The organism is Streptomyces sp. NPDC111507, from assembly GCF_055638955.1.
In genome coordinates this window covers 143,454-156,718 of record NZ_JBVKBU010000011.1, presented here as the reverse complement: position 1 = coordinate 156,718, position 13,265 = coordinate 143,454, and the positions used below count along the sequence as shown (strand labels likewise).

13 protein-coding genes are annotated in these 13,265 nt (G+C 70.9%); 12 read left to right on the top strand and 1 reads right to left on the bottom strand.

The window, feature by feature from the left end:
* Window positions 1-121: 121 nt before the first annotated feature.
* From mltG to nusB, 9 genes are all read left to right on the top strand, one after another.
* Complete coding sequence (mltG, locus tag ACZ7M2_RS35140; RefSeq protein WP_471598740.1) at window positions 122-1,918, top strand: endolytic transglycosylase MltG; 1,797 nt, start codon at window positions 122-124, stop codon at window positions 1,916-1,918.
* The gene (locus ACZ7M2_RS35135) at window positions 1,899-2,738 is read left to right on the top strand and encodes a shikimate dehydrogenase (protein ID WP_471598739.1); all 840 of its coding nucleotides are present in this window, start codon (window positions 1,899-1,901) and stop codon (window positions 2,736-2,738) included. The genes mltG and ACZ7M2_RS35135 overlap by 20 nt, the downstream gene beginning before the upstream one ends.
* A gap of 178 nt (window positions 2,739-2,916) precedes the next feature.
* On the top strand, window positions 2,917-4,101 hold the full coding sequence (aroC, locus tag ACZ7M2_RS35130) for a chorismate synthase (protein WP_352047897.1): 1,185 nt from the start codon (window positions 2,917-2,919) through the stop codon (window positions 4,099-4,101).
* Complete coding sequence (locus ACZ7M2_RS35125) at window positions 4,098-4,616, top strand: shikimate kinase (RefSeq protein WP_471598738.1); 519 nt, start codon at window positions 4,098-4,100, stop codon at window positions 4,614-4,616. Before aroC ends, ACZ7M2_RS35125 begins: the two co-directional genes overlap by 4 nt.
* Complete coding sequence (aroB, locus tag ACZ7M2_RS35120) at window positions 4,613-5,704, top strand: 3-dehydroquinate synthase (protein WP_471598737.1); 1,092 nt, start codon at window positions 4,613-4,615, stop codon at window positions 5,702-5,704. Before ACZ7M2_RS35125 ends, aroB begins: the two co-directional genes overlap by 4 nt.
* A 220-nt stretch (window positions 5,705-5,924) precedes the next feature.
* Window positions 5,925-6,794, top strand: a complete 870-nt coding sequence (locus tag ACZ7M2_RS35115; protein ID WP_352047894.1) for a Pro-rich N-terminal domain-containing protein — start codon at window positions 5,925-5,927, stop codon at window positions 6,792-6,794.
* A 254-nt stretch (window positions 6,795-7,048) separates the two neighbouring features.
* Window positions 7,049-8,155 carry a M24 family metallopeptidase gene (locus ACZ7M2_RS35110; protein WP_471598736.1) on the top strand — a complete coding sequence of 369 codons (1,107 nt, stop codon included), beginning with the start codon at window positions 7,049-7,051 and terminating at the stop codon, window positions 8,153-8,155.
* A gap of 58 nt (window positions 8,156-8,213) precedes the next feature.
* Window positions 8,214-8,780, top strand: a complete 567-nt coding sequence (gene efp / locus ACZ7M2_RS35105) for an elongation factor P (protein ID WP_010988257.1) — start codon at window positions 8,214-8,216, stop codon at window positions 8,778-8,780.
* Window positions 8,781-8,782: 2 nt separating this feature from the next.
* Entirely contained in the window at window positions 8,783-9,217 is a 435-nt protein-coding gene (gene nusB, locus ACZ7M2_RS35100; protein ID WP_352047892.1) for a transcription antitermination factor NusB, read from the top strand.
* Window positions 9,218-9,543: 326 nt separating this feature from the next.
* Here the strand turns inward: nusB and bldD are convergent, their stop codons facing one another.
* Complete coding sequence (gene bldD / locus ACZ7M2_RS35095; protein WP_067366005.1) at window positions 9,544-10,044, bottom strand: transcriptional regulator BldD; 501 nt, start codon at window positions 10,042-10,044, stop codon at window positions 9,544-9,546.
* A gap of 253 nt (window positions 10,045-10,297) precedes the next feature.
* On the opposite strand from bldD, the gene pyrR reads away from it, so the two are divergent.
* From pyrR to ACZ7M2_RS35080, 3 genes are all read left to right on the top strand, one after another.
* Window positions 10,298-10,888: a bifunctional pyr operon transcriptional regulator/uracil phosphoribosyltransferase PyrR gene (pyrR, locus tag ACZ7M2_RS35090; protein ID WP_352049288.1), complete on the top strand. Its 591-nt coding sequence runs from the start codon at window positions 10,298-10,300 to the stop codon at window positions 10,886-10,888.
* Window positions 10,889-10,982: 94 nt separating this feature from the next.
* Entirely contained in the window at window positions 10,983-11,960 is a 978-nt protein-coding gene (locus tag ACZ7M2_RS35085; RefSeq protein ID WP_352049287.1) for an aspartate carbamoyltransferase catalytic subunit, read from the top strand.
* 4 nt (window positions 11,961-11,964) lie between these two features.
* Window positions 11,965-13,251 (top strand): dihydroorotase, encoded by a 1,287-nt coding sequence (locus ACZ7M2_RS35080; RefSeq protein ID WP_352049286.1) that lies wholly within the window; start codon window positions 11,965-11,967, stop codon window positions 13,249-13,251.
* Window positions 13,252-13,265: the final 14 nt, after the last annotated feature.

Sequence of the window (13,265 nt, the reverse complement as noted above, 5' to 3'; positions counted from 1 at the left end):
CGCGATACGGTAACGTTCCGCGCGATGTGGTGGTGTTCGAACAGCCACCGCACAGCGAAGAGGCGGACGGGAGCCGAGCCACCAGCGACAGCAGCCACCGCCTCGCGGCTCTAGGGGATCGATGACTGAGTATGGCCGGGGCGCAGGCTCCGAACCGTGGAATCCGGAGGACCCGTTGTACGGGGACGGCGGATGGGGAGGACAGGCCGCCGACGGCCAGTCCCCCTACGGCGGCCAGCCGCAGCACTACCCGCAGCAGCCGCAACAGCAGCACCAGCAGTCCCAGTACGGCGAGTGGAGCCCCGACCAGCAGGGCGGCTACGGCCAGGAGCAGCAGTACGGCGCCCAGAACCAGCAGCGGTACGAGGGCCAGGGCGGGCAGCAGTATCAGGACCAGGGCCGGCAGCACTTCCACGGTCAGGGGCAGCAGCAGTACCCGCAGCAGTACCCCGGCCAAGGGCAGCAGCAGTACGTCGATCAGGGCCAGCAGCAGTACAACGGACAGAACCAGCAGCAGTACCACGACGGCGGCTGGGACAACGGGACGCAGCACCAGGTCGGCTACGCCGCCGACCCGAACGACCCGTACGGGAACCAGGCCGCCGGGTACACCGGTGAGCAGCCCGACTTCTACAACACCCCCGACGCGTATCCGCCGCCGGAGCCGCCCGCCCGTCGCCGCGCCGAGCCCGAACCGGAGACCGACTGGGATCCGGGACCCGACCAGGGCGAACACGCCTTCTTCGCGGGCGGCGACGACGATGACGACCTCGACGACGACGATCCGAAGGCAGGCCGAGGCGACCGGAAGGGCCGCGGCGGCAAGGGCGACAAGGGCAAGAAGCGCCGCAGCGGCTGCGCCTGCCTGATGGTCGTGCTGGTCTTTGGCGGCGGTATCGGCGGAATCGGATATTACGGGTACCACACCTATCAAAATCGCTTCGGCCCGGCTCCGGACTACGCGGGTGGCGGCACGGGCGAGGTGACGGTCGAGATCCCCAAGGGTGCGTTGGGCTCCGCGATCGGGCGGGTGCTGAAGGAGGCCGGAGTCGTCAAGAGTGTCGACGCCTTCGTGTCCGCCCAGCAGCAGACCCCCGATGGGGACAAGATCCAGGCGGGCGCGTATGTGCTGAAGAAGGGCATGTCGGCCGCCAGCGCGGTCAAGCTGATGCTCGATCCCAAGAGCCAGAACAACGTGATCGTCGCCCCTGGGCAGCGCAACGTCGTCGTCTATCAGGCGATCGACAAGAGGCTCGATCTCGCGGACGGCACCACCGGGAAGATCGCCAAGAAGGAGTACAAGACCTTCGGACTTCCCAGCTGGGCGAACGACAACAAGGACATAAAGGATCCGCTGGAAGGATTCCTCTACCCGGCGACCTATCCCGCCGCCAAGGGCATGAAGCCCGAGGCGATCCTGAAGCAGATGGTGACGCAGGCCAAGGAGAAGTACGCGGCGTACAACCTCGTGGCCAAGGCCAAGGAACTGAACCTGCAGAACCCGCTCCAGGTCGTCACGGTCGCGAGCCTCGTCCAGGCCGAGGGCAAGACGCACGACGACTTCCGCAAGATGGCCGAGGTGGTCTACAACCGCCTCAAGGTCACGAACACGGAGACCAACAGGCTGCTCCAGTTCGACTCGACCTTCAATTACCTGAAGGGCCAGAGCAACATCCACATCAGCGAGTCCGAGATCAACAGCAACAAGGACCCGTACAACACCTATACGCGCAAGGGTCTGCCGCCCGGGCCGATCGGCAACCCCGGTGACGACGCGATCACGGCGACGTTGAACCCGACCAGCGACGGCTGGATCTATTTCGTGGCGACCGACGGTCAGAGCAACACCGAATTCGCCAAGAACCTTGCGGAATTCCAGAAGCTCAAGGACAAGTTCAATGCCAACTCGGGCAACTGACGCCCGGCGGGCTGCTGTACTCGGCTCCCCGATCGCCCATTCCCTCTCCCCGGTGCTGCACCGCACCGCGTACCGGGAGCTGGGACTCGGCGACTGGTCCTACGACCGTTTCGAGATCGACGAGGAGGCGCTGCCGGGGTTCTTCGGGGACCTCGGTCCCGAGTGGGCGGGTCTGTCGCTGACCATGCCGCTCAAGCGGGCCGTCATCCCGCTGCTCGACGAGGTCACCGAGACGGCGGCCTCGGTCGAGGCCGTCAACACGGTCGTGTTCACCGAGGACGGCCGTCGCGTCGGCGACAACACCGACATCCCCGGGATGGTCGCCGCGCTGCGCGAGCGCGGGATCGAGCAGGTGGACTCCGCCGCGATCCTCGGCGCGGGCGCCACCGCCTCCTCCGCGCTGGCCGCGCTCGCCCGGATCTGCAGCGGCGAGGTCGTCGCCTACGTCCGCAGCGCGGAGCGGGCCGCCGAGATGCGGCAGTGGGGCGAGCGGCTCGACCTGGAGGTCCGTACGGCGGACTGGGCGCACGCCGCGCAGGCCCTGCGCGCCCCGCTCGTGATTGCCACCACCCCCGCGGGCGCGACGGACGCCCTGTCCGCCGCGGTCCCGGAACGGCCCGCGACGCTCTTCGACGTGCTGTACGACCCGTGGCCCACCGACCTCGCGGCCCGCTGGTCCGGCTACGGCGGCGCCGTGGTCAGCGGACTCGACCTGCTCGTGCACCAGGCGGTGCTCCAGGTCGAGCGGATGACCGGACGCGCCCCGGCGCCCCTCGACGCCATGCGGAAGGCGGGCGAGCAGGCCCTCGCGAGCCGCTGAGCACCGCCGCGGCGGGCCGGGCGCCGTCCCGCCTGATGGACCTGCGGCGGGGCACCGCGCCCGGACGTGGGAGGATCGGGGGTGGCGGACCCGGGCCGCGCACCCGGTCGCGCCGTCGCCGTACACGAGGACGCGTGTACGCAGCAGCAGTACCAGGGCGCGAGCATGAGGAGCACCGTTGAGCAGGTTGCGCTGGCTGACCGCGGGGGAGTCCCACGGTCCCGCACTTGTCGCGACGCTGGAGGGCCTTCCCGCCGGCGTGCCGATCACCACGGAGATGGTGGCGGACCACCTCGCCCGGCGGCGCCTGGGCTATGGACGCGGTGCCCGGATGAAGTTCGAGCGCGACGAGGTCACCTTCCTGGGCGGTGTCCGGCACGGTCTCACCCTCGGCTCGCCGGTGGCCGTCATGGTCGGCAACACCGAGTGGCCCAAGTGGGAGCAGGTCATGGCGGCCGACCCGGTCGCCCCGGAGATCCTCGCCGAGCTGGCCCGCAACGCCCCGCTGACCCGGCCCCGGCCCGGCCACGCCGACCTCGCGGGCATGCAGAAGTACGGCTTCGAGGAGGCCCGGCCGATCCTGGAGCGCGCCTCCGCCCGGGAGACCGCGGCCCGCGTCGCGCTGGGCGCCGTGGCCCGTTCGTATCTGAAGGAGACGGCCGGGATCGAGATCGTCTCGCACGTCGTCGAGCTGGCCGCGGCGAAGGCCCCGTACGGCGTCTACCCCAAGCCCTCGGACGTCGAGAGGCTCGACGCCGACCCGGTGCGCTGCCTCGACGCCGACACGTCGAAGGCGATGGTCGCGGAGATCGACCAGGCCCACAAGGACGGCGACACGCTCGGCGGCGTCGTCGAGGTGCTCGCGTACGGCGTGCCGGTGGGCCTCGGCTCGCACGTGCACTGGGACCGGCGCCTCGACGCCCGGCTCGCGGCCGCGCTCATGGGCATCCAGGCGATCAAGGGTGTCGAGGTCGGCGACGGCTTCGAACTGGCCCGTGTGCCCGGCTCCAAGGCCCACGACGAGATCGTCCACACCGAGGACGGCATCCGCCGCACCTCCGGCCGCTCCGGTGGCACCGAGGGCGGTCTGACCACCGGCGAGCTGTTGCGCGTACGCGCCGCGATGAAGCCGATCGCGACCGTGCCGCGCGCGCTGGCCACGATCGACGTGGCGACCGGCGAAGCCGCCAAGGCCCACCACCAGCGCTCCGACGTCTGCGCGGTCCCGGCCGCCGGAATCGTCGCCGAGGCGATGGTTGCCCTCGTCCTCGCGGACGCGGTGGCCGAGAAGTTCGGCGGCGACAGCGTGCCCGAGACGCGGCGCAACGTCGAGTCCTACCTCGAGAACCTGGTCGTGCGGTGACCGCTGGACCGCTGGTCGTCCTCGTCGGGCCGATGGGTGTCGGCAAGTCCACCGTCGGCGCGCTGGTCGCGGCCCGGCTCGGCCGCGCCTACCGCGACACGGACGACGACATCGTGGCCGAGCAGGGCCGCACCATCGCCGACATCTTCGTCGACGAGGGCGAGCCGGCCTTCCGTGCCATCGAGAAGAGCGCCGTGCACAAGGCGCTGGCCGAGCACGACGGGGTACTGGCGCTGGGCGGCGGCTCGATCCTCGACGCCGACACCCGCGCGCTGCTCGCCGGGCACCAGGTCGTCTACCTCTCCATGGACGTCGAGGAGGCGGTCCAGCGCACCGGCCTGAACGCGGCCCGTCCGCTGCTCGCCGTCAACCCGCGCCGGCAGTGGCGCGAGCTGATGGAGGCCCGCCGCCACCTGTACACCGAAGTCGCCCGCGCGGTCGTGCCCACCGACGGCCGCACCCCCGAAGAGGTCGCCCAAGCCGTCCTCGACGCACTGGAGTTGAAGGAAGCATGAGCGAGGCAGTGACGCGTATCCAGGTCGGCGGCACCGCGGGCACCGACCCGTACGAGGTCCTGGTGGGCCGTCAACTCCTCGGTGAACTGGGCACGTTGATCGGCGACAGAGCCCAGCGCGTCGCGATCATCCACCCCGAGGCGCTCGCCGAGACCGGGGACGCGCTCCGCGCCGACCTGGCCGGACAGGGCTTCGAGGCCGTTGCCATCCAGGTGCCCAACGCGGAGGAGGCCAAGACCGCGGAGGTCGCCGCCTACTGCTGGAAGGCGCTCGGCCAGTCCGGCTTCACCCGCACCGACGTCATCGTCGGCGTGGGCGGCGGCGCCACCACCGACCTCGCCGGGTTCGTCGCGGCGACCTGGCTGCGCGGGGTGCGGTGGATCGCCGTTCCCACCACCGTGCTCGGCATGGTGGACGCGGCGGTCGGCGGCAAGACCGGCATCAACACCGCCGAGGGCAAGAACCTCGTCGGCTCCTTCCACCCGCCCGCGGGCGTGCTCTGCGACCTGGCCGCGCTCGACTCGCTGCCGGTCAACGACTTCGTCTCCGGGCTCGCGGAGATCATCAAGGCCGGCTTCATCGCCGACCCGGTGATCCTCGAGCTCATCGAGTCCGGCCCCGAGGCGGCACGGACGCCCGCGGGCCCGCACACCGCCGAGCTCATCGAGCGCTCCATCAAGGTGAAGGCCGAGGTGGTCTCGGGCGACCTCAAGGAGTCGGGGCTCCGCGAGATCCTCAACTACGGCCACACCCTCGCGCACGCCATCGAGAAGAACGAGCGCTACAAGTGGCGGCACGGCGCGGCCGTCTCCGTCGGCATGCACTTCGCCGCCGAACTGGGCCGACTGGCGGGCCGGCTGGACGACGCGACCGCCGACCGCCACCGCACGATCCTGGAGTCCGTCGGCCTCCCGCTCAGCTACCGCTACGACCAGTGGCCCAAGCTGCTGGAGAACATGAAGGTCGACAAGAAGTCCCGCGGCAACCTGCTGCGCTTCATCGTCCTCGACGGGCTGGCCAAGCCCACCGTCCTGGAGGGCCCCGACCCGGCGGTGCTCCTCGCCGCCTACGGCGAAGTGGGCGAGTAGCTCCCAACGGGCCCCTACTTGGGCCTGTTTGCCCTCCGTTCATGGGCACTCCCCAGCTTCCCCGGCCGTTCACACAACGACGGCCGGGGAAGGTACCGTTCGGTAGGGGTCGCTCCCGCGCCCTTCAGGCTGTGGGGGAGAGCGGGAGGCTCCGCTCGTCGGCGTCAATCGCCCGCCGCGAGCGAACGGGCGAAAAGATCACGAGACGGAGTGGCACCGGATGCAGCACGCAGTGGGGGCTCCGCTGCCGCCGCCCCACCAGCCGGGGCAAGGACCCGCCGCCGGCTGGTCGCCGGCCGCACAGCACCCGGGACACCCGGGCGGACCCGCCGGTCCGGCGCCCACGAGCCCACCCGCCCCCGGCTTCACCGGTCCGCCGCCGGGACATCCCGCGCCGCCCGCGCACCTGCCCCATCCCGCGCCCCCGCAGCACGCCCCCGCGGCGCCGATCCCCGACACGACGGGCCATGTGCAGCTGCCCCCGGGCGGCCCGGTCGCCATGCCCAGCGCCCCGGGCGCCCCCGACCCCGCGGCGACCACCCTCGCCGTGCTGCTCATCGGGCCCGCGGGTGCGGGCAAGACGAGCGTCGCCAAGTACTGGGCGGACCACCGCCGGGTGCCGACCGCCCACATCAGCCTCGACGACGTGCGGGAATGGGTGCGCTCGGGCTTCGCCGATCCGCAGTCGGGGTGGAACGACCATTCGGAGGCGCAGTACCGCCTGGCCCGCCGCACCTGCGGCTTCGCCGCGCGGAACTTCCTGGCGAACGGCATCTCCTGCATCCTCGACGACGCGGTCTTCCCGGACCGCCCGGTCGTCGGCCTCGGCGGCTGGAAGCGACACGTCGGGCCGGGGTTGCTGCCCGTGGTGTTGTTGCCGGGCCTGGAGATAGTCCTGGAGCGCAACGCCGAGCGCTCCGGAAACCGCCGCCTGACCGACGAGGAAGTCGCCCGTATCCACGGCCGGATGGCCGGCTGGTACGGCTCCGGGCTCCCCATCATCGACAACTCCCAGCTCGACGTCCCGTCCACGGCCCGCGTGCTGGACGAGGTCCTGGCCCGCTCCATCGCGAGCCCACCGCAGTGGTAGCCCCGCGGTACGGCGTCGTCGGCGACCCCGTCGGGGGTGCCGCGTCCATCCTGTCGCCCCCCGCCGTTGTCCGGACGGTCAGGGCGCGGCGCCCCGCGAGTCAGGTCGCGCCACCTGTCGGGCCCCGCTGATCGCAGTCGCGGAACCACCCCCCGGCCCCCGCCCGTGGCGCCTCCGTCTCACCGTCGACCGCCTACAGCCCATCCGGCCCCGCTGGAACGGCGACATCGCGTCGACGCTCGTAGGCTCGATTTATGTCAGAGGTGTACGCGGCGCGACGCGAGCGGCTTCGGGAGCGCTGCGCGGCGGGCGGCAGCGCGACGGCGCTCGTCACCCGCCCGGCCAACGTGAGGTACCTCGCCGGCGCGGCCCCGCGCGGTGCGGTCCTCCTGCTGGGCAGCAGTGAGGACCTGCTGCTCTGCGGCGCTCCGCCGAGCGGCGAGGCCGCCGAGGGGCGTCCCGACGAGGCGCTGCGCGTGCAGGTGCTGCCGCGCGCCGGGGGCGACGCGGCCGTGGCCGCCGCCGACGCCGCCATCGCCCAGGGCGCCGACTCCCTGGCGGTCGAGGAGCACCACCTCACCGTGACCCGGCACCGGGCCATCGGCTCGGTGGCACCCGGGCTGCGCCTCGCCGACCTGGGCGGTGCGGTGGAGCAGCTGCGGGTGATCAAGGACGAGGAGGAGATCTCCTGTCTGCGGATCGGCGCCGAGATCGCCGACCAGGCGCTCGGGGAGCTCCTCGAATCGATCCTCGTCGGCCGCACCGAGCGGCATCTCGCGCTGGAGCTGGAGCGTCGGCTCGTCGACCACGGTGCCGACGGCCCCGCCTTCGCGACCTCCGTGGGCACCGGCCCGAACTCCGGGCGGCGCGGGCACCGGCCCACCGACCGGCGCGTCGAGGAGGGAGATTTCCTCTCCGTCTGCCTCGGCGCGACCTACCGCGGCTACCGTTGCGAAATCGGCCGTACCTTTGTGATCGGCACCTCGCCCGCGGACTGGCAGATCGAGTTGTACGACCTCGTCTTCGCCGCCCAGCGGGCCGGACGCGAGGCCCTGGTACCCGGCGCCGCCTACCGTGACGTGGACCGGGCCGCACGCCAGGTGCTCGACTCCGCGGGCCACACGGAAGGCCTTCCCGCACTGACCGGGCACGGTGTGGGGCTCGAAATCGACGAGGACCCGCAGCTGGCCCCCGCGGCCATGGGTAAACTGGACACTTGCGTGCCGGTCACCGTCGAACCGGGGGTCCACCTCCCGGGCCGGGGCGGTGTCAGGATCGATGACACGCTCGTCGTACGCCCCGAGGCGGACGGCGGACCCGAGCTACTCACCATCACGACCAAGGAACTGCTCGCGCTGTAGCCAATCGCTACGTGCGTGCCCCGGGGTCGTCCACGTCAGTCCAGGAGATTCCGCAACCGTGGCTTCCACGAACGACCTCAAGAACGGCCTGGTGCTCAAGCTCGACGGAGGCCAGCTCTGGTCCGTCGTCGAGTTCCAGCACGTCAAGCCCGGCAAGGGCCCGGCCTTCGTGCGCACCAAGCTGAAGAACGTGCTCTCCGGCAAGGTCGTCGACAAGACGTTCAACGCCGGCGTCAAGGTCGAGACGGCCACGATCGACAAGCGCGACATGCAGTTCTCGTACATGGACGGCGAGTACTTCGTCTTCATGGACATGGACACGTACGACCAGCTGATGGTCGACCGCAAGTCCGTCGGCGACGCCGCCAACTTCCTGATCGAGGGCTTCACCGCCACCGTGGCGCAGCACGAGGGCGAGGTGCTCTTCGTCGAGCTGCCGGCCGCCGTCGAGCTCGTCATCCAGGAGACCGAGCCGGGTGTCCAGGGCGACCGCTCCACCGGCGGCACCAAGCCCGCCACCCTGGAGACCGGTCACCAGATCCAGGTCCCGCTCTTCATCACCACCGGTGAGAAGATCAAGGTCGACACCCGCACGAGCGACTACCTCGGCCGGGTGAACAGCTAACCGTGGCTGCCCGCAACACGGCCCGCAAGCGCGCCTTCCAGATCCTCTTCGAGGGCGACCAGCGCGGCGTGGACGTCCTGACGGTCCTCGCGGACTGGGTCCGGCACTCCCGGACCGACACCCGGCAGCCGCCGGTCAGCGAGTACACGATGGAGCTGGTCGAGGGCTACGCCACGAAGGCGAAGCGGATCGACGAGCTCATCGCGACGTATGCCGTCGACTGGACGCTGGACAGGATGCCGGTCGTCGACCGCAACATCCTGCGCCTCGGCGCCTACGAGCTGATCTGGGTCGACGGGACCCCCGACGCGGTGGTCCTCGACGAGGCGGTGCAGCTGGCGAAGGAGTTCTCCACGGACGAGTCGCCCTCGTTCGTGAACGGCCTGCTGGGCCGCCTGAAGGACTTGAAGCCGTCGCTGCGCCGCGACGAGGCCTGAGCGCTCCGCTGGAAAGTGCCGGGATGTGCCGTCGGTCGTCTGCGGCGCCATCGAGGCCGGCCGCGCAGTTCCCCGCGCCCCTTCAGGGCGCTGGGGAACCGCAGCGGACTTCGCCCGGTCCGCTCAGCGCGCACGGCGCCAGTGGAACGTACGCGCCCGTAGACGACGTACGAGAACGCCGGAGGGCCCGCAGCACGTCCGCTGCGGGCCCTCCGGCGTTCCCGTACCCAGCTGGCTCCCGAGGCCCGCACAAAGCCGCCGGGGTGGCCGGAACACATGGTTCCGGCCACCCCGGCGGCACGTTTCTGCTGAACTCCCCGAAGGGGTCAGCCCTCGTCGTGGGAGACGGCGCGGCGCGCGTCCGCGTCCAGCACGCCCCAGCTGATCAGCTGCTCGGTGAGGACCGAGGGCGACTGGTCGTAGATGACGGCGAGGGTGCGCAGGTCGTCCTGGCGGATCGACAGCACCTTGCCGTTGTAGTCACCGCGCTGGGACTGGATCGTCGCGGCGTAACGCTGCAGCGGACCCGCCTTCTCGGCCGGCACGTGGGCCAGCCGCTCCAGGTCGAGGACGAGCTTCGGCGGCGGCTCGGCGGCTCCGCCAGGAGTGGTGCCGGGCAGCAGCTCCTGCACGGGAACCCCGTAGAAATCCGCCAGTTCGGCGAGGCGCTGCACGGTGACGGCGCGGTCGCCGCGCTCGTACGACCCGACCACGACCGCCTTCCAGCGTCCCTGTGACTTCTCCTCGACTCCGTGGAGGGAAAGGCCCTGCTGGGTGCGGATGGCCCGGAGCTTGGCCCCGAGCTGTTTGGCGTATTCGCTGGACATATAGCTCCCCGGACGCTGTATCAACGTGCGGCTCCGCCGCGCGGCTGGTGACTCTGGTGACTCACTGTGAGGTTACGCAGCGTTACTCTCCCCCGTCAAGCCGAATGGTCCGGACCGACCTTCGCGCGGGAGTCACCGGCGGTGGCCCACAGGGTGGTGATCAGGCGCGTTGCCGGGCTGGTACCGTGGATGGCGCAAATCCGACGTCCTTTAATGATCCGTCCCGTGAGGCGGAGAAGGAGGTCCGTTTCGTATGGACACCGAGCAGGACAAACAGCAGTACGAAGCCGATGCGCGGCCCGTTCTGGAAGCCCCCGACATCGCGCGGGTGCTGACCCGCATCGCCCACGAGATCGTCGAACGCGCCAAGGGTGCCGACGACGTGGTGCTCCTCGGCATTCCGACCCGGGGTGTCTTCCTGGCCCGCAGACTGGCCGACAAGCTCGAAGAGATCACCGCTCGCAAGATCCCGGTCGGCTCGCTCGACATCACCATGTACCGCGACGACCTGCGCATGCACCCGCCGCGTGCGCTGGCCCGCACCGAGATCCCCGGTGACGGCATCGACGGCCGCCTGGTCGTCCTCGTCGACGACGTGCTCTTCTCCGGCCGCACCATCCGCGCCGCGCTCGACGCGCTGAACGACATCGGCCGGCCGCGCGCCGTGCAGCTCGCGGTCCTCGTCGACCGCGGCCACCGCGAACTGCCCATCCGCGCCGACTACGTCGGCAAGAACCTCCCCACGTCGTTGCGGGAGACGGTCAAGGTCCAGCTCGCCGAGGAGGACGGTCGCGACACCGTGCTGCTCGGTGCGAAGCGGACCTCCCCGGACGCACAGCAGTAGCACTCCGGAGTACGTCACCGCCGTACGCCCCGAGTGCGCTCCGCGCGCGCCCGCTTGTCCGAATTCTCCTGAACTGCCTTACGGAGCCTGACAGATGCAGCGTCATCTCATCTCGGCCGCCGACCTCACCCGCGACGACGCCGTCCTGATCCTCGACACCGCCGAGGAGATGGCCCGGGTCGCCGACCGGCCGATCAAAAAGCTGCCGACCCTGCGCGGCCGCACCGTCGTCAACCTCTTCTTCGAGGACTCGACCCGTACCCGGATCTCCTTCGAGGCCGCCGAGAAGCGCCTCTCCGCGGACGTCATCAACTTCACCGCCAAGGGTTCCTCGGTGTCCAAGGGGGAGTCCCTGAAGGACACCGCCCAGACCCTCGAAGCCATGGGCGTCGACGCCGTCGTCATCCGGCACGGCGCCTCCGGAGCCCCGTACCGGCTCGCCACCTCCGGCTGGATCGACGCCGCCGTCATCAACGCGGGTGACGGCACCCACCAGCACCCCACGCAGGCCCTGCTCGACGCCTTCACCATGCGCCGCCGCCTGGTCGGCCGCGACGCCGGGATAGGGCAGGACCTGGCCGGCAAGCGCATCACGATCGTCGGCGACATCCTGCACAGCCGGGTCGCCCGCTCCAACGTCGACCTGCTGCACACCCTCGGCGCCGAGGTCACCCTCGTCGCCCCGCCCACCCTGGTGCCGGTCGGCGTGGGGTCCTGGCCCTGCGAGATCTCCTACGACCTCGACAGCACCCTCTCCAAGTCCGACGCGGTGATGATGCTGCGCGTCCAGCGCGAGCGGATGAACGCGGCGTTCTTCCCGACTGAGCGCGAGTACTCGCGGCGCTACGGCCTCGACGGCGACCGCATGGCGAAGATGCCCGAGCACGCCATCGTGATGCACCCCGGCCCAATGGTCCGCGGCATGGAGATCACCGCCGAGGTCGCCGACTCCGACCGCTGCACCGTCGTCGAGCAGGTCGCGAACGGCGTCTCGATCCGCATGGCCGTGCTCTACCTGCTGCTGGGCGGCAACGAGCCCGCCGTCACCCACACCCGTACCGAGGAGAAGTAAGAACATGAGCAAGATCCTGATCCGTGGTGCGAAGGTGCTCGGGGGCGAGCCGCAGGACGTACTGATCGACGGCGCCGTGATCGAGGCGGTCGGTACCGGTCTCCCGGACGAGGGCGCCGAGGTCGTCGAGGCCGACGGCAAGGTCCTCCTGCCGGGCCTCGTCGACCTGCACACCCATCTGCGGGAGCCCGGTCGTGAGGACTCCGAGACCGTCCTGACCGGTACGCGAGCGGCGGCGAGCGGCGGCTACACCGCCGTCTTCGCCATGGCCAACACCTTCCCCGTCGCCGACACCGCCGGTGTGGTCGAACAGGTCTACCGGCTCGGCCAGGAGCACGGCTACTGCGACGTGCAGCCCATCGGCGCCGTCACGGTCGGCCTGGAGGGCAAGAAGCTCGCCGAGCTGGGCGCGATGCACGAGTCCGCGGCCGGCGTCACGGTCTTCTCGGACGACGGCAAGTGCGTGGACGACGCGGTGATCATGCGCCGGGCCCTGGAGTATGTGAAGGCCTTCGGAGGCGTGGTCGCGCAGCACGCGCAGGAGCCCCGCCTCACCGAGGGCGCCCAGATGAACGAGGGCGTCGTCTCCGCCGAGCTGGGACTCGGGGGCTGGCCCGCGGTGGCCGAAGAATCGATCATCGCCCGGGATGTCCTGCTCGCCGAGCACGTCGGCTCGCGCGTCCACATCTGCCACCTGTCGACCGCCGGCAGCGTCGAGATCGTGCGCTGGGCCAAGTCCCGCGGCATCGACGTCACCGCCGAGGTCACCCCGCACCACCTCCTCCTCACCGACGAGCTGGTCCGCACGTACAACCCGGTCTACAAGGTCAACCCGCCGCTGCGCACCGAGCGCGACGTGACGGCGCTGCGCGAGGCGCTCGCCGACGGCACCATCGACATCGTCGCCACCGACCACGCGCCGCACCCGCACGAGGACAAGGACTGCGAGTGGGCCGCCGCCGCCATGGGCATGGTGGGCCTCGAGACCGCGCTCTCCGTCGTCCAGCAGACGATGGTGGAGACCGGGCTGCTCGACTGGGCCGGCGTCGCCGACCGCATGTCCTTCAAGCCCGCCCGGATCGGGCAGGCCGCGGGCCACGGCCGTCCCGTCTCGGCAGGTGAGCCCGCCAACCTCACGCTCGTCGACACGGCATACCGTGGGTCCGTGGACCCCGCGGGCTTCGCCTCGCGCAGCCGCAACACCCCCTACGAGGGCCGTGAGCTGCCGGGCCGGGTCACGCACACCTGGCTGCGGGGCAAGGCCACCCTCGTCGACGGGAAGCTCGCGTGACATCTCTCATCCCG

What these genes read in the sequence shown, in the direction of transcription:
- mltG (WP_471598740.1), top strand. Translation starts at nt 122, where the DNA reads ATGACTGAGTATGGCCGGGGCGCAGGCTCCGAACCGTGGAATCCGGAG.
- ACZ7M2_RS35135 (WP_471598739.1), top strand. Translation starts at nt 1,899, where the DNA reads ATGCCAACTCGGGCAACTGACGCCCGGCGGGCTGCTGTACTCGGCTCC.
- aroB (WP_471598737.1), top strand. Translation starts at nt 4,613, where the DNA reads ATGAGCGAGGCAGTGACGCGTATCCAGGTCGGCGGCACCGCGGGCACC.
- ACZ7M2_RS35115 (WP_352047894.1), top strand. Translation starts at nt 5,925, where the DNA reads ATGCAGCACGCAGTGGGGGCTCCGCTGCCGCCGCCCCACCAGCCGGGG.
- ACZ7M2_RS35110 (WP_471598736.1), top strand. Translation starts at nt 7,049, where the DNA reads ATGTCAGAGGTGTACGCGGCGCGACGCGAGCGGCTTCGGGAGCGCTGC.
- bldD (WP_067366005.1), bottom strand. Translation starts at nt 10,044, where the DNA reads ATGTCCAGCGAATACGCCAAACAGCTCGGGGCCAAGCTCCGGGCCATC.
- pyrR (WP_352049288.1), top strand. Translation starts at nt 10,298, where the DNA reads ATGGACACCGAGCAGGACAAACAGCAGTACGAAGCCGATGCGCGGCCC.
- ACZ7M2_RS35085 (WP_352049287.1), top strand. Translation starts at nt 10,983, where the DNA reads ATGCAGCGTCATCTCATCTCGGCCGCCGACCTCACCCGCGACGACGCC.
- ACZ7M2_RS35080 (WP_352049286.1), top strand. Translation starts at nt 11,965, where the DNA reads ATGAGCAAGATCCTGATCCGTGGTGCGAAGGTGCTCGGGGGCGAGCCG.